Raw genomic sequence first — 15,290 nt, forward strand, 5'->3', positions numbered from 1 at the left:
TCACACCCGTTCCCATACCGAACACGGAAGTTAAGCTCTTTAGCGCCGATGGTAGTTGGGGGCTTCCCCCTGTGAGAGTAGGACGTCGCTAGGCACTTAAAAAGTCGAGGATTTATTCCTTGGCTTTTTTTATTTGCAATTTTTTAGTAAATGTTAACCCAAACAATACTATAAAAATAGTTATGGTTCCTGCCAATTATCTAGTCGAAGCTAGAGAAATGAGAAATCTGAATCATAAAAAGCCATAGCTAAGAAATCTGGCATACGTTTCGACAACAGAGTAAACTATTGAGCATTAGCTAACGAAGGCCAAGGACCTAAAGATTAAAGAACATGACATTTTTATTGACCAAGCGAGAGATGAAGTTTTTCATCGTCCGCAGTATCAGGCGATGAAAAGTGGATTCGTAGTGGCGTAAGAAGTAGAGGGATTTGTACTTTACCCAAATTTTTAGCGGTAATTACCACAATTCACAAATTGTTCAATGAAAGCGTTTAGAATTTGAACAGTTTGTGAAGACCTTCACATTATGCTTTATTTTTTTTAAAAAAGGAGTAGAATAGGAATCAGTAAGAGGTTGTTATAAAACAGTTTATCAAAAATATCACATTTTTAGTGGTTGTTATATTACAAAAACGTATAGTTGAAGGGAGATTTTACAATGTGGGTTATTACAGTATTTGAGAAAAAGGACGTTCGTATTTTTGAATACACAAATAAAAATGAAGCAACAAAAGCTTTAGGCGGATTTAAGAAAAACGCAATTTTATCTTTCACAAAATAAGCTAACTAAAAACTCGTAGCCATGTCGAATTGGCTACGAGTTTTTCATTATGTTGGAAAACAAAATAATTAAGGAAATCTTTGTGCATGTTGTGGCATTTTAAATGAGGATAATAATCGTTTCAGGTCACTTGATTTCTTGTGTGCGAGCTTCAATCCGCTTATGTTGCAGCTAATACTTCGTTTTTGCGCAGAAAATATCTGTTGCTGTCGCTGCGCTTTCGCACATAAAAACATTGCTTAAAATAATTTTTAATGCCAAAACATAGCATTTACTTGCTCTTTATTTTAAAGCGTATTATAATAAAATTGTAAGTGGGACATAATTTTAAGTAGTGGGACGAAATGTAACCCACGACTATTTAAAAGGGAGTAGATAAATATGTTATCTGTACCTGAGGCACAGCAAAGGCTACTTCCAGAAATGTATCCGCTTCTACAATCAAGATATCGTATTTTGCAAACAGTTCAACTTATGCAGCCAATTGGGCGTCGTACACTTGCAGATTCACTTAAAATGACTGAACGAGAAATTCGTAAAGAAACAGATATTTTACGCGAGCAAGGGTTATTAGATTCTCAAAAGTCGGGTATGGTATGTACAGACGAAGGTGAAGTAGTTATTGATAAGCTACGAGCACTAGTCTATGAATGGTCTGGTCTTACACAGCTAGCTAAATCATTGAAAAACCATTTCGGCTTCCAGCATGTAATTGTTGTTCCAGGTGATTACAATGAAGACGATACGATATTAACATTGCTTGGAAAAGAGGCAGCACAACAATTTATGTCAACTAGCTTTGATGATCAAACAGTAGCTGTTACAGGCGGAAAGTCGGTTGCATCACTCGCGCAATTTTTACATCCAGCTGATACACGTAACATCACATTTGTTGCTGCTCGTGGAGGTATTGGACATGAAATGCAAATGCAAGCCAATACACTTGTCTCAACATTTGCTATGCAAATGAATGCACAGTATCGCACTTTGTTTTTACCGGAGCATTTAAGTGAGCAGGCCTATCAAGCAATGTTAGCAGAGCCAATGGTAACTGAAATGATGAATTATTATGATCATGCAGATTGTGTCATCCATGGTATTGGGTCGGCGGAGGAAATGGCTGTTCGTCGTAATTCATCGCCTGAAGATTTACGGATACTCGAAGAAAAGGGTGCAGTTAGTGAAGCATTTGGCTATTATTTCAATGCAGAAGGCGAAATTGTACATCGAATTCGAACAATCGGTATTCAGTTTGAGCAAGTTCAAAGAAGTAAGCAAGTCATTGCAGTTGCTGCTGGTAAACAAAAAGTGAAGGCAATGCTATCGTACTTTAAGGTAGCACCAAAGCAAACCATTTTTATAACGGATGAGGTAGCCGCAAAAGCTATCGCGGAAGGTTTACCTTCTTTATAAATGACTATGTAAATCGTATTTCAGCGGGTGCTACAAACCCCTTGAATGAGAATAAAGCCAATTGCGGATATTATAAATGTCCGAGGCAAAAATAAATTATTGAAACAATATTGGAGGAATTGACAATGGCATTAAAATTAGCGATTAACGGATTTGGACGTATTGGACGATTAGTATTTCGTGAAGCTATGAAGCACGATGAAATCGAAGTGGTTGCAGTAAATGACCTAACGGATGCAGGTCAGCTTGCACACTTATTAACTTATGATTCAGTACACGGTATTTACGATGCTGATGTTTATGCAGAAGGTGATTCTTTCGTAGTAAATGGAAAAAAAATCAACGTTTATGCAGAAAAAGATCCTGCTAATTTACCTTGGGGTGACCTAGGTGTTGATGTAGTACTTGAATGTACAGGTAGATTCCGCTCGATGGAAGAAGTAGGCAAACATGTTCAAGCAGGTGCAAAAAAAGCTATCCTTTCGGCTCCAGCGAAGGGCGAAATGCCAACGTTTGTAATGGGTGTTAACCATGAGGATTATAACCCTGAAACAGATGATGTTATCTCAAACGCTTCTTGTACAACAAACTGTCTAGCGCCAGTTGCAAAAATACTTGATGAAAAATTTGGTATTGAACGTGGTATGATGACGACAATTCACTCATATACAAACGATCAACGTATCCTTGACTTCCCGCACTCTGATCCACGTCGCGCACGTGCTGGTGCAGTGTCAATGATTCCAACAACAACAGGGGCAGCAGTAGCAGTTTCAAAAGTATTACCTCAATTAAAAGGTAAATTAGATGGCTTCTCTATGCGTGTACCAACACCAAACGTTTCATGTGTTGACTTAGTAGTGGAGCTAAAATCAGAAGTAACAAAAGAATCCATTAATGCTGCATTAAAAGAAGCTTCAGAAAAAGAGCTTAAAGGTATTTTAGGATACAACGAGCTACCATTAGTGTCAATTGACTACAATGGTAACCATAACTCTTCAACTGTAGATGGTCTTTCTACAATGGTATTAGAAAATAGTATGGTAAAGGTTCTAGCGTGGTATGATAACGAAATTGGTTACTCTACTCGTTTAATGGACTTAGCTTTATATATCGCAGAAAAAGGATTAGACAATAAATAAGTGTCATAATTCGATAATTAAAGTAAAAAGTGTGACATAATACTGCTTTTTACGCACAAAAAGTATAGCCTTTATAATATCTAAAAGATATAATATACAAGGGTAAAGGAGTAAGGGAAATCTACCCTTACTCCTTTTTTATACGTAATATAAGGCAGACACGTGTCTGATTATACAATTGCAAGACATAGAACGTGACTTTTGCTACTATAAAGGCAAGTAAAGGGTATTTCTCCATAGCGTGGGTTGATTTCCGTTCCGACTGAGCGCTTTGCCGCTGACGCTTCGCTTTCGCGCAGAGCAGAGCTTCCTGGGGGCGTCCGATGAGCCGCTTCGCTTGCGTTGCAGTGCCTCATCTGTGACGCTGATCTCAGCAGTGCCCAGTCACCACTACAATCAACCCGTATACATGGTATGCGTTTTAACAAATGTTATTTCTAACTTTTGGTGATAAGTCAGATAAAGGGTATTTCATTAAAAGTTTGGATGATACTAGCTGAAAAGGCTTGTTATAACTCTATGTGTGATGGACCAATAAAACAGTTACGTGAATGATGTGAGGAGCCAAGATGGGTGAATCCAGGAAGTTCACGACTAAAACTTTGAAGGGGGTTTCTTCATGTTAACTAAGAAGACGATGAAAGATATTGATGTAAAAGGGAAGCGCGTATTTGTACGTGTCGATTTTAATGTACCAATGGCAGATGGTGCGATTACTGACGAAACACGTATTCGAGCAGCAATCCCTACAATTGAATATTTAGTGGAGCAGGGTGCCAAAGTTATTTTAGCCTCTCACTTAGGACGTCCAAAGGGTGAAGTAAAAGAGGATATGCGCTTAACTGCAGTCGGTGTACGTTTAGCTGAATTAATAGGCAAGCCTGTTACAAAATTAGATGAGTCAATTGGTCAAGAGGTAGAAGAAGCTGTTGCAAACATGCAAAATGGTGCCATTATTTTACTTGAAAATGTACGCTTCCACGCTGGTGAAGAGAAAAATGATGCTGCATTAGCAGAGCAATTTGCAAAATTAGCAGACGTTTATGTTAATGATGCATTCGGCGCAGCTCACCGTGCACACGCGTCAACTGAAGGAATTGCTAAGCATGTACCAGCAGTATCTGGTTTCCTTATGCAAAAGGAATTAGATGTGCTAGGTAAAGCTTTATCTAAGCCGGAGCATCCATTTACAGCCATTATCGGTGGTGCCAAAGTTAAAGACAAAATTGGTGTTATTGAAAGCTTATTAGAAAAAGTGGACCACTTAATTATCGGTGGCGGTTTATCATTCACATTCATTAAAGCGCAAGGCTATGATATCGGTAAATCTTTATTAGAGGAAGATAAAATCGACTTAGCAAAATCTTTTATTGAAAAAGCAAAAGCAAAAGGCGTGCAATTACATATGCCAATCGATGCAGTTGTCGCAAACGAATTTTCAAAAGATGCAGAAACTAATATTGTAGATGTAGACGCTATTCCAGCGGATTGGATGGGCTTAGATATTGGTCCGAAAACAGCTGCTAACTATGCAGAGGTTATTAAAAATTCTAAATTAATCATTTGGAATGGACCAATGGGTGTCTTTGAAATGGATAAATTCGCGAATGGTACAAAAACTGTAGCTGACGCTATGGCGACAACAACTGGTTATACAGTTATTGGTGGCGGGGATTCTGCAGCAGCAGTAGAAAAATTTGAAGTTGCCGATAAAATGAACCATATTTCTACAGGTGGCGGTGCATCACTTGAATTAATGGAAGGCAAAGAGCTTCCTGGAATTGTAGCATTAAACGATAAGTAAAACTGTTTAAAATAAAAAAACATAGGAGGCAATAACGATGCGTAAACCAATTATTGCAGGTAACTGGAAAATGTATAAATCATTTGAAGAGGCTATCCAATTTGTCGATGCGGTACAGGACAAACTTCCTTCAAACGATAAAGTAGACGCTGTTGTTTGTGCACCAGCACTTTACCTACCTACGCTTGTGCAAGTTGCTAGTGAATCTGAGTTAGCCATTGGCGCACAAACGATGCACTATGAAAACGAAGGTGCATTTACTGGAGAAATTAGTCCAGCTCAGTTAGCAAGTGTGGAAGTGGACTATGTTATTTTAGGACATTCTGAACGACGTGAATATTATAACGAAACAGATGAAGCCATCAATAAAAAGGTTGCTGCAGCACTAGCGCATAATATCGTACCAATTATTTGCTGTGGAGAAACGCTTGAGGAACGTGAAACGGGGACTACTGAGCAAAAGGTTGCTCATCAAATTACAGCAGCACTTGCTGGATTTGGGGCACAAGAAGTGGAGCATATGGTGATCGCCTATGAACCTATTTGGGCAATCGGTACAGGTAAAACTGCTACAGCAGAAGATGCTAACCAAGTATGCGGAGCAATTCGTGCAGTAATTAAGGAATTATATAATGCTGAAACGGCCGCTGCTATACGTATTCAATATGGTGGTAGCGTAAAACCTGAGAACATTCAGGAATTATTATCAAAAGAGCATATCGATGGCGCTTTAGTCGGTGGAGCAAGTTTACAACCAGAATCATTTTTAAAATTATTGGAGGCGGCAGCAAATGCCTAAAAAGCCAGTAGCATTAATTATTCTAGATGGCTTTGCATTTCGCGACGAAACTTTCGGAAATGCAGTAGCCCAAGCAAACAAACCTAACTTCGATCGTTTATGGAATGAGTTCCCGCACTCAACATTAATTGCAGCAGGTGAAGCGGTGGGGTTACCAGATGGACAAATGGGGAACTCTGAAGTTGGACACTTAAATATCGGTGCTGGACGTATTGTTTATCAAAGCTTAACACGCTTAAACAAATCTATTCGTGAAGGAGATTTCTTTACGAATAAAGCATTTTTAGATGCAATAGCACATGCTAAGGCTCATCAATCGAAGCTTCATATTATGGGCTTACTGTCAGATGGTGGCGTACATAGCCATTATGAGCATATGTTTGCACTATTAAAGCTTGCCAAACAACAAGGCTTAGATGAAGTCTTTGTACATGGCTTCTTAGATGGTCGTGATGTTGGACCGACAACAGCTTTAGGCTATATTGAAGAAACTGAAAAACAAATGAAGGACATTGGCGTAGGTCAATTCGCTTCTATTCATGGTCGTTATTATGCAATGGATCGTGATAAACGCTGGGATCGTGTAGCTCTTACTTACAATGTACTAGTTGATGGTGCTGGTCAAACAGCTGACAGCGCAGCAAGTGGTGTAGCTGAATCATATGAGCGTGATGTAACAGATGAGTTTGTTATTCCATTTAGCGTTCAAGAACATGGAGAAGCAGTGGCAACAATAGACGATAATGACGCTGTTATTTTCTTCAACTTCCGCCCTGACCGTGCAATTCAGCTGTCGAAAGTGTTTACAAATAATGAATTTGATGGCTTTGCATTATCAGCTAAACAGCCTAAGAATTTGAAATTTGTGTCATTTACACACTACAGTGATGAAGTCAATGCGCAAGTTGCATATGCAAACGACAACTTGAAAAATACGATTGGTGAAGTGTTAGCTTCTAATGGCAAAACACAGCTTCGTATTGCAGAAACAGAAAAGTATCCGCATGTTACATTCTTTATGAGTGGTGGTCGTGAGGAGAAATTTGAAGGGGAAGAACGTATTTTAATTGCATCTCCAAAGGTTGCAACATACGATTTACAACCTGAAATGAGTGCCTATGAGGTAACAGAAGCATTGCTTGCAGAGATTGCGGCCGATAAATTTGATGGCATTATTCTTAATTTCGCTAACCCTGATATGGTTGGGCATAGCGGAATGTTAGAGCCAACTATCAAGGCTATTGAAACAGTCGATGAATGTCTTGGTAAAGTAGTAGATGCACTCCTTGCAAAAGGTGGCGCAGCTATTATTACAGCTGACCATGGTAACTCTGATGAAGTTCTTACTTTAGAAGGGGCTCCAATGACAGCTCATACAACAAATCCTGTTCCAGTAATTGTGACAAAACCAAATTTAATGTTAAGAAATGGTGGCATTTTAGCCGATTTGGCGCCAACCATGTTAGAATTATTAGAGGTGTCACAACCTTCTGAAATGACAGGTAAATCATTAATTGAAAAAGAGGAGAATTAATTATGCCATTTATTACACAAATTTATGCGCGCGAAGTTTTAGACTCACGTGGGAACCCAACAGTAGAAGTTGAAGTATTTACAGAATCAGGCGCTTTTGGACGTTCAATCGTACCATCAGGTGCATCTACAGGTGAATATGAGGCAGTAGAATTACGCGACGGTGACAAATCTCGTTACCTAGGCAAAGGTGTATTAAAAGCAGTTGAAAATGTAAACACAATTATTGCTCAAGAGCTTGAAGGTAACTACTCAGTTCTTGATCAAGTAGTCATCGACAAAGCTTTAATCGAGCTAGATGGCACAGAAAACAAAGGTAAACTGGGTGCCAACGCCATTCTAGGTGTATCAATGGCAGTTGCGCATGCTGCGGCAGATTACTTAGATGTACCTCTTTATCAATATCTTGGTGGATTTAATTCAAAACAACTACCAGTACCAATGATGAACATCATAAATGGTGGCGCTCACGCTGACAACAACGTAGACATTCAAGAATTCATGGTAATGCCTGTAGGAGCAGAGTCATTCCGTCATGCACTACGTATGGGTGCTGAAATCTTCCACAACTTAAAAGCAGTACTTAAAGCGAAAGGCTATAATACAGCTGTAGGTGACGAAGGTGGTTTCGCACCAAACCTTGGTTCTAACGAAGAGGCCATTACTGTAATTTTAGAAGCAATCGAAAAAGCTGGCTATAAACCAGGTGAAGAAGTGAAACTTGCAATGGACGTTGCGTCATCTGAATTATTCAATAAAGAAGATGGCAAATATCACTTAGACGGTGAAGGTGTTGTCAAAACTTCTGAAGAAATGGTTGACTGGTACGAGGAATTAACTGCTAAATACCCAATCATCTCAATTGAAGATGGCTTAGACGAAAACGACTGGGCTGGACACAAATTATTAACAGATCGCATTGGCGCTCGCGTACAATTAGTAGGCGACGATCTATTCGTAACAAATACGAAAAAATTAGCGGCTGGTATTGAGCAAGGTGTTGGTAATGCAATCCTTATCAAAGTAAACCAAATCGGTACGTTAACAGAAACATTTGAAGCAATCGAAATGGCAAAACGCGCTGGTTACACAGCAGTTATCTCACACCGTTCTGGTGAATCAGAGGATGCAACAATTGCTGATATCGCAGTTGCTACGAACGCTGGTCAAATTAAAACAGGTGCTCCATCACGTACAGATCGTGTAGCTAAATACAACCAACTTCTTCGCATTGAAGATCAACTTGGTGCAACAGCTGAGTATCTTGGTTTAAATTCATTCTATAACTTAAAATAAGCTATTACTTTGTAGCTTTACTGGTATCGCCTCAAAAGTATTTATATACTCTTGAGGCGATTTTTTTTTAGGGGGTCGGGTGATTGAGGGGCAGTTTTTGGCAAAGTGATCGAGTAACGTGGGGAGCTGCTCGGGTAGTGTGAAAAAGTGATCGGGTAGCGTGGGAAAGTGATCAGGTAATCCCGAAAGCTGCTCGGGTAAGGCGAAAAAGTGATCGGGTTCCAAAGAGAAGTGATCAGGTCCCCGAGAGAACCGCTCAGGCAGGATAAAATTCAAACTATGATTAAAACTTCACCTTAGATGCTCTTGAAATTAGCTTTAATTAGATTCATGATGAATTTTTAATTTTAATAAATACACAAGATGGACCTCATCTATCATTTTCTTTACTTCATTCTCGTCCTGCAAGTCATATGTTCGTAAAGAGTTTCCTTTTGATTCTCTGTAGACACCCAATACATAAGTTTCATTTAATTTTAATTTTACGGTTTCATCTCCAAATGCAGAATACCATCCACTAACACTACTTTCGGTAGATGGAATTTTGCCGATTTTTTGAGGGATTGATTTAACACTGGGTCCATAAAGAAAAGCCAAAGATTCATCATCTGTCTTTATTATTCCAAACCCTATATTACCTTTCTCTACTTTGTTTGGACTTTGCCCATAAGATAGTGTCATTAATGAATTAGATTCCAATTGCCCATCTTTGTAACTTTCAACCCAAAGATCAACCCAACTTTTATCGGCATTATTTAATTTGAAATTATAGTCAAACAGTATACCTAAATTTAAATCTTTGAAAGTACTCTCATATTTAGAATCCGTGTTCATCGAAATAGTCGCTAATTCTGTATCCTTTTGATTAGTACAACCTGAAAGAAATAACAAAAATAATGTTGATAGGATACTAAAAATAAAATATTTATTTCCCAAAAAACAACCTCACCTTTTATAAATTTGCTGCCTTTACTAAAAAAGGCAAATTGCTTTATAGATTATTATTCGACAAATCTTGTAAAAAGACCTTGCAAAGCTTTTAACGGAATAAATGCACTTATTGAAAGCTATACAAGTGCAGTGTTTAGTCCGTTATTATATATTTAATTCAATAGTAAAACATAAATTACATATAGGGGAAAAAGCTTAGAAAATGGAGAATACAATATTGAAAGGAGAATTACGATGAAAATTCTTGAAACAGAACGACTTACCCTTCGCTTACAAACAACAAATGATGCGGGTTTTATCCTTAAGTTAATGAATGAACCTTCGTGGTTGCAGTTCATTGGTGATCGCGGATTGAGAACAGTAGAGGATGCATGTGAATATATAGAAAATGGACCAACTCGCATGTATGAGCAATTTGGCTTTTGTCTATATTTAGTTGAAAGAAAAGAAGATCAAACTCCGGTTGGAATTTGCGGTTTAGTTAAAAGAGAGTCGCTAGAAGATGTGGATATTGGATTCGCTTTTCTTCCTAAGTATTGGGGAAAAGGATATGCCTATGAAGCAGCCTCAGCGACATTGGCATATGCTCTAGAGACACTAGGACTAAATCGTATTGTGGCTATCACAACTCAAGATAATCACGCTTCAGCCAAGCTACTCGAAAAGGTAGGCTTGAAGTTTGAAAGATTAGTACAGTTTTCCAATGATGCTGAAGAACTTAGACTTTTTTCATTTGATAATCAATAAAAATTAATATGAAAGCAAAGGTGAGCATGTGAATATTAGAGAAGCGAATAAATTAGATTACCCGGAATTAAGAAAAATCTATCTTGAATCCCGTCGTGAAAATTTCCATTGGGCGGCCTTAGAAGAAATGACTTTAGACGATTTTGATAAAGATACTATAGAAGAACATATAATAGTAGCGGAAGAGGATCATCAAATACTTGGATTTGCTTCATTATACTTGCCAGATAACTTCATTCATAATTTATTTATTCATCCTAATTTCTTTGGGAAAGGTGTAGGGGGTCACTTACTAAATGCTTCCGTTAACAAAATGAATAAACCGTTAAGATTAAAATGTGTATCTGAAAATCAGAAAGCGTTGAAATTTTATGAGAAGAATGGTTGGAAGAAGGTAAATGAAGAAGGGGAGAAGGAAAAATATTGGGTTATGATATATGAATAACGGGTAAAGAAGGTAAACCCCTTCAAACAAGAGGGGCTTACGTTTCATAAAGTAGCGTTGTTTTCCTTTCCAGGCTACTCACTTTCACACAAAAAACATCTGCCGCTGCCGCTACGCTTTCGTACAATAACCATCTGTTGGCCAAGCGGCTCAGGTGCACTAAACACTGCATTTACCCTCGAAGATAATCTCCATAAAAAAGACAGTCTTTAGTGATTAACACTTTAGACTGTCTCTACGTTCATTAAACGATTATTTCTGTGCCCAGTATTTGTCTAGCTCTTGATCTAGATAGACCCAGCCCTTCCATGCGATATGAATCGTATCCATAATGAAATAAGGATCATAGTCATGGCTTGAGAAATCAACATATGGAACACCATTATCAGTCAAGATCTGCCCCATTTTTTCGTAATATTTTTCTCGACGTTCTTCAGGATATTCCGTGTAGTCATACCAATGACCATTTACTGGAATAGATACAAATAGTGGCTTTGCACCAGCATCCTTTAAAACATCAATGACTAGCTGTAAATCCTCATATTCAGGTGAAGTTGTATAATCTTCGTTTTTTCGCATGCCTTTAAACTTTTTAATATTTGCGTTTTTAAGGCGCTTATAAAACTTGTTTTCAATCATTAATTCATTGGATACACGTTTCTCGCCATATTTCTCGGCATTTTGCAATTGTTGCTCAAATGTTTGGTCGGCAACTAGTTTGTCATTGCTTTTTAAGTTACTTCCTTCTCGAGGGAAGAGCGAGTAATATAAATCTTTTTTCTCTAAAAGTGCCTTTTGGACATGGCCTGCCATCATTGCAAGTCGTCCAGTGATTGGTTTTTCTTTACCACCAGATAATTTATATTCATAAATTGTTTTTAGCAGTTCATCGCGATTGACAGTATCGAATTCAAGAAGGCGTTTCATTCCTCGATTTCGAAGATCTTCGTCAATGTCCTTGTTGTATGCTAAATCATATGCATGCAACATCGAATAGTTTGGAGAAAAATGTAATTCATTCATGCCCTTTTTCGTAAACCACTGAGGGGAAATGATGAAGACAATTTTCTTATCCTTTAAATTCTCTTCCTGTGCAGCAAAATTTAAAAAGTGTGTAATAGACTGCATTCCACCACGCCCGACCATAAATGTCGTATAAGGAGCATTTGTAGCTCGATTATAATTATAAGGGTGGAAAGGATCAAAACGATTTAATTCTGAGGAGCCATATAAAGGCATAGTATTAGGCTCCTGCAACATTCGCTCCTGGAAATACATCCCTTGGAACACTAACGGAGACATACTAGTCTTTGCCTGTTCTACTTCTTCATCAGAAATCCAAGCTTTAATCCAGGAATTTGGGAAGAACACAACGGCAGCAAAAAGTACAAAAGCAATTAATAATGATAGAAAGCCTTTCTTAATCATTGTCTTTCAGCTAATTCCGCTACAATACGATTTGGCGTGTTCCATTCCTCACGGTTAAAATCAGTAATTGGTACTGAGATATTAAAGCGGTTTTCAATTTCCACTAATAAATTAATGGTACCGAATGAATCAAGAAGACCTTCTTCAAATAAATCGATATCTTGATTTTCTAAAATGATATCGTCCTCGCATAACTCTACTAGCATTTCTATAACTTGTTGTTTATCCATATTATAAATCTCCTTTATTGTTTAGGCTGTGTTATTCATAAAATTAACAATTAACATGAACAGAGCCGTTGATTAAAATAATGTACCTGAAAAAATATAGAAACCAAAGCAAATGGCATTAAACGTGATAAATACGCTTATTGCATGAGTCCACTTATTTTTTGGCCAAATTTTGCGTTTTTTATTCCAGCGTTCAAATTTATCGAAGCAAATAATTAACAAGGCGTGGTAGAGACCATAGACAACAAAGTGCAATTCCAATCCGTGCCAAATACCCATTAAAAAGAACAGTAAAAAGAAGCCAAGATAAGAAACTGTATATTTGTTTTTAATCCATTTTTTCTTAGTCATCCAAAGCACAAAGCGCATATAGACATAATCCCTGAACCAGAAGGAAAGACTCATATGCCAACGGTTCCAAAAGTCTTTAATATTACGACTCGAGAATGGACGGTTAAAGTTAATGGGCGTTTGAACACCCATAATGCGACTGACACCAACGGCAAACGCACTATAACCCGCAAAATCGAAAAATAAATAAAAACTATACATATACATATACGCTATTTGCCCTTGAAAAGGTGTCAAATAGTTATACGTTTGGCCTGGTAAATAAATAAGTGTGTAATTGTATATTAAATAAGCCAAAATAAATTTATATAAAAAACCTACAAATATATAATTGATCCCACTTAACAGCAGTTTTTGATAGTCTTGCCCAGACGGCACTGTGTGCATATCTTTATAAAAGCGTCTCCAACGATCAATAGGTCCCGATGATACTGTTGGGAAGAACAGTAAGAAATAGGCAAGCTCAACGGCTGAAATTTTATCCTTAATTAAACCATCTCGCGTTTCTAAAATCATTTGTACCGATTTAAAGGTAATATAGGATACCCCTAAGAACCCAAATAAATTTTTAAGACCAAGTATTGGCAGAACCTTTACAAGCACAAGTGGCAAAATAGACAATAGTACAGCAATGACGAATACAGAGGTGTTATTCTTCTGTAAGCGATATTTTTGGTAAACGATAATTAATAATAACTGAAATACTGTAAACAGTATAAGAGAAATGGAGCCATTAAGGGAGTTACCAAAAATAAGAGCTAACACGACAATCGAAATAACAATATTATAGCCTTTAGATGATTTCCCTCGTAGTCCTAAAATAATGGTTGGCAGTAACAAAATACCAATGATGATGAAAAAAACTATATTTCCATAAGGCGTCATACTGTTTCCATAACCGCCAATCCTTTACGATCAACTTTACCGTTTGTATTTAAAGGTAAAGTGTCAATGTATTTGAATGTTTTCGGAATCATATAAGACGGTAAATACTCCGATAACAATGCTTTAAGCTGCTTCGTCATTTTGAAGGCAGAGTCCGTCAATGGCTCGCGAAGAACAATATACGCACTTAATGATACAATCTCATCATCTTTTGAAACAGGTATAACAACACAGCCAGATACAGGTGGAAGATTGCCCATTTGTTTTTCAATTTCCTCGATTTCTAAACGATAACCGTGTAGTTTTACCTGGAAATCTTTTCGTCCAGAGAAGAACAAATAGCCATCTTTTTCATAACCAACGTCTCCAGTTTTATAAATACGTTGATCCCCTATTGTAGGGAACGCTTTAAGTGTTAAATCAGGCGCACCAAGATAACCTGCACTTACAGTCGGTCCAGAAATAATAATCTCGCTATCTTCTAACAAGGATAGATTAGGCTCAGATAGAGGGGCGATTGGTAATTGGTCAAATTGCTCCAAAAGCTCCTTTGTTACTTCTACATAAGAGACGGCAACGGTTGTTTCTGTAGGACCGTATAAATTAAAAATAGATGCTTGAGGGAAGCGCTGCATTAATTCTGTCGCTACGGATACGGGTAACACTTCTCCGCAGAATAAAAATGTATCTAGAGCAGGCATTAACTCCTGATGCCACTCCTTGTTCATTAAACACATCTTCGCGAAGGAAGGTGTGGAAGTCCAAACGCGAACATTAGATGAAGCTAATGACTCAAATAACGCTTTTGGATTAGCAATTTGCGCTTGCGTAATCGCGTAAAGTGTTTGCCCGCTAACTAGTGCAGGATATAAATCCATCACAGATAAATCAAAGGAATAAGGCGCTTGATTTAGAAACACACCAGATTCCTGTAAAGGGAAATGTTCATGCATCCAAGCAACAAAATGTGCTAAATTATCAGCTGTAATTTGAACACCTTTTGGCTTACCAGTAGAACCAGATGTGTAAATAATATAATAAATTTCTTGATCCTTAACCCATGTTGAAGGCTCTGTCGAAATACTAGTAGTTTGAGCCACTAAATCACTTACTTCTACTACAGGGACTGCTAGGTTCGAGCTTAACGTTTCAGTCTTTAGTAGTAAGCAAGCCTGAGAAGCTTCTATAATAATCTGTAACCTTTCAGACGGTGTAGAAGAGTCCACAGGTACGTACGGATGACCCGCCTTTACAGCACCTAAAAAGGCAACGATTTGTAAAGGTGACATATGCCCGTAGACGACGATAGGCTGTTGTCTTTTTAAATCAAGAGCCATTAAATATTGTGCTACACAATCAGAAAGATGCCAAAGCTCACCAAACGTTAAAGATTCACTGTCGGTTTGATAGGCAGTTCGATGTGGATGCTGTTGTGCCACTTTTTGAATAGCCGCTAAAGTGCTTAACATAGTTTATATCTC

At 37.9% G+C, this 15,290-nt stretch carries 15 protein-coding genes and 1 rRNA gene; 10 read left to right on the forward strand and 6 right to left on the reverse strand.

The genetic code is table 11. The annotated features are described in order from the left end of the window. The 4 genes from rrf to gap form a co-directional block, all read left to right on the forward strand. Positions 1-94 (forward strand): 5S ribosomal RNA (rrf, locus tag ACFCYJ_RS24410); the annotation flags it as partial. 568 nt (positions 95-662) lie between these two features. Further along, the gene (locus ACFCYJ_RS24415) at positions 663-785 is read left to right on the forward strand and encodes a hypothetical protein (protein ID WP_263297453.1); all 123 of its coding nucleotides are present in this window, start codon (positions 663-665) and stop codon (positions 783-785) included. A 381-nt stretch (positions 786-1,166) separates the two neighbouring features. Continuing rightward, positions 1,167-2,198, forward strand: coding sequence for a sugar-binding transcriptional regulator (locus ACFCYJ_RS24420; RefSeq protein WP_376078153.1), 1,032 nt, complete (start codon positions 1,167-1,169; stop codon positions 2,196-2,198). Between the two features lie 125 nt (positions 2,199-2,323). Continuing rightward, positions 2,324-3,340, forward strand: coding sequence for a type I glyceraldehyde-3-phosphate dehydrogenase (gap, locus tag ACFCYJ_RS24425; protein ID WP_376078156.1), 1,017 nt, complete (start codon positions 2,324-2,326; stop codon positions 3,338-3,340). Between the two features lie 170 nt (positions 3,341-3,510). On the opposite strand, the gene ACFCYJ_RS24430 is transcribed toward gap, so the two are convergent. Continuing rightward, positions 3,511-3,696 (reverse strand): hypothetical protein, encoded by a 186-nt coding sequence (locus ACFCYJ_RS24430; RefSeq protein ID WP_376078158.1) that lies wholly within the window; start codon positions 3,694-3,696, stop codon positions 3,511-3,513. Between the two features lie 263 nt (positions 3,697-3,959). Here ACFCYJ_RS24430 and ACFCYJ_RS24435 point away from each other — a divergent pair, with 263 nt between their 5' ends. The 4 genes from ACFCYJ_RS24435 to eno are packed head-to-tail and all read left to right on the forward strand — an operon-like array spanning position 3,960 to position 8,772. Then, positions 3,960-5,144, forward strand: a complete 1,185-nt coding sequence (locus ACFCYJ_RS24435) for a phosphoglycerate kinase (RefSeq protein WP_376078162.1) — start codon at positions 3,960-3,962, stop codon at positions 5,142-5,144. A gap of 37 nt (positions 5,145-5,181) precedes the next feature. Beyond that, on the forward strand, positions 5,182-5,943 hold the full coding sequence (gene tpiA / locus ACFCYJ_RS24440; protein ID WP_376078165.1) for a triose-phosphate isomerase: 762 nt from the start codon (positions 5,182-5,184) through the stop codon (positions 5,941-5,943). Beyond that, positions 5,936-7,477: a 2,3-bisphosphoglycerate-independent phosphoglycerate mutase gene (gene gpmI / locus ACFCYJ_RS24445; RefSeq protein WP_376078167.1), complete on the forward strand. Its 1,542-nt coding sequence runs from the start codon at positions 5,936-5,938 to the stop codon at positions 7,475-7,477. The genes tpiA and gpmI overlap by 8 nt, the downstream gene beginning before the upstream one ends. Before the next feature lie 2 nt (positions 7,478-7,479). Then, positions 7,480-8,772 carry a phosphopyruvate hydratase gene (eno, locus tag ACFCYJ_RS24450; protein ID WP_376078170.1) on the forward strand — a complete coding sequence of 431 codons (1,293 nt, stop codon included), beginning with the start codon at positions 7,480-7,482 and terminating at the stop codon, positions 8,770-8,772. A 318-nt stretch (positions 8,773-9,090) separates the two neighbouring features. On the opposite strand, the gene ACFCYJ_RS24455 is transcribed toward eno, so the two are convergent. After that, the gene (locus tag ACFCYJ_RS24455; protein WP_376078173.1) at positions 9,091-9,708 is read right to left on the reverse strand and encodes a hypothetical protein; all 618 of its coding nucleotides are present in this window, start codon (positions 9,706-9,708) and stop codon (positions 9,091-9,093) included. 249 nt (positions 9,709-9,957) lie between these two features. Here ACFCYJ_RS24455 and ACFCYJ_RS24460 point away from each other — a divergent pair, with 249 nt between their 5' ends. After that, positions 9,958-10,470, forward strand: coding sequence for a GNAT family N-acetyltransferase (locus tag ACFCYJ_RS24460; protein WP_376078176.1), 513 nt, complete (start codon positions 9,958-9,960; stop codon positions 10,468-10,470). A gap of 28 nt (positions 10,471-10,498) precedes the next feature. Then, positions 10,499-10,915, forward strand: coding sequence for a GNAT family N-acetyltransferase (locus ACFCYJ_RS24465; protein WP_376078179.1), 417 nt, complete (start codon positions 10,499-10,501; stop codon positions 10,913-10,915). A gap of 252 nt (positions 10,916-11,167) precedes the next feature. On the opposite strand, the gene dltD is transcribed toward ACFCYJ_RS24465, so the two are convergent. From dltD to dltA, 4 genes are all read right to left on the reverse strand, one after another. After that, entirely contained in the window at positions 11,168-12,343 is a 1,176-nt protein-coding gene (dltD, locus tag ACFCYJ_RS24470) for a D-alanyl-lipoteichoic acid biosynthesis protein DltD (RefSeq protein ID WP_376078182.1), read from the reverse strand. Then, positions 12,340-12,573: a D-alanine--poly(phosphoribitol) ligase subunit 2 gene (gene dltC, locus ACFCYJ_RS24475; RefSeq protein WP_376078185.1), complete on the reverse strand. Its 234-nt coding sequence runs from the start codon at positions 12,571-12,573 to the stop codon at positions 12,340-12,342. The genes dltD and dltC overlap by 4 nt, the downstream gene beginning before the upstream one ends. Positions 12,574-12,645: 72 nt before the next feature. After that, positions 12,646-13,809: a D-alanyl-lipoteichoic acid biosynthesis protein DltB gene (dltB, locus tag ACFCYJ_RS24480; RefSeq protein WP_376078187.1), complete on the reverse strand. Its 1,164-nt coding sequence runs from the start codon at positions 13,807-13,809 to the stop codon at positions 12,646-12,648. Next, positions 13,806-15,278 carry a D-alanine--poly(phosphoribitol) ligase subunit DltA gene (gene dltA, locus ACFCYJ_RS24485; RefSeq protein ID WP_376078190.1) on the reverse strand — a complete coding sequence of 491 codons (1,473 nt, stop codon included), beginning with the start codon at positions 15,276-15,278 and terminating at the stop codon, positions 13,806-13,808. The genes dltB and dltA overlap by 4 nt, the downstream gene beginning before the upstream one ends. Positions 15,279-15,290 lie beyond the last annotated feature (12 nt).

The organism is Lysinibacillus sp. NPDC056232 (assembly GCF_042267565.1).
Taxonomy (GTDB): Bacteria; Bacillota; Bacilli; order Bacillales_A; family Planococcaceae; genus Lysinibacillus.

Coding starts and splice junctions, on each gene's coding strand:
- dltD (WP_376078182.1), bottom strand. CDS start 12,343: ATGATTAAGAAAGGCTTTCTATCATTATTAATTGCTTTTGTACTTTTT.
- ACFCYJ_RS24430 (WP_376078158.1), bottom strand. CDS start 3,696: ATGAGGCACTGCAACGCAAGCGAAGCGGCTCATCGGACGCCCCCAGGA.
- dltB (WP_376078187.1), bottom strand. CDS start 13,809: ATGACGCCTTATGGAAATATAGTTTTTTTCATCATCATTGGTATTTTG.
- eno (WP_376078170.1), top strand. CDS start 7,480: ATGCCATTTATTACACAAATTTATGCGCGCGAAGTTTTAGACTCACGT.
- ACFCYJ_RS24435 (WP_376078162.1), top strand. CDS start 3,960: ATGTTAACTAAGAAGACGATGAAAGATATTGATGTAAAAGGGAAGCGC.
- gpmI (WP_376078167.1), top strand. CDS start 5,936: ATGCCTAAAAAGCCAGTAGCATTAATTATTCTAGATGGCTTTGCATTT.
- gap (WP_376078156.1), top strand. CDS start 2,324: ATGGCATTAAAATTAGCGATTAACGGATTTGGACGTATTGGACGATTA.
- ACFCYJ_RS24460 (WP_376078176.1), top strand. CDS start 9,958: ATGAAAATTCTTGAAACAGAACGACTTACCCTTCGCTTACAAACAACA.
- dltC (WP_376078185.1), bottom strand. CDS start 12,573: ATGGATAAACAACAAGTTATAGAAATGCTAGTAGAGTTATGCGAGGAC.
- tpiA (WP_376078165.1), top strand. CDS start 5,182: ATGCGTAAACCAATTATTGCAGGTAACTGGAAAATGTATAAATCATTT.
- ACFCYJ_RS24420 (WP_376078153.1), top strand. CDS start 1,167: ATGTTATCTGTACCTGAGGCACAGCAAAGGCTACTTCCAGAAATGTAT.
- dltA (WP_376078190.1), bottom strand. CDS start 15,278: ATGTTAAGCACTTTAGCGGCTATTCAAAAAGTGGCACAACAGCATCCA.
- ACFCYJ_RS24415 (WP_263297453.1), top strand. CDS start 663: ATGTGGGTTATTACAGTATTTGAGAAAAAGGACGTTCGTATTTTTGAA.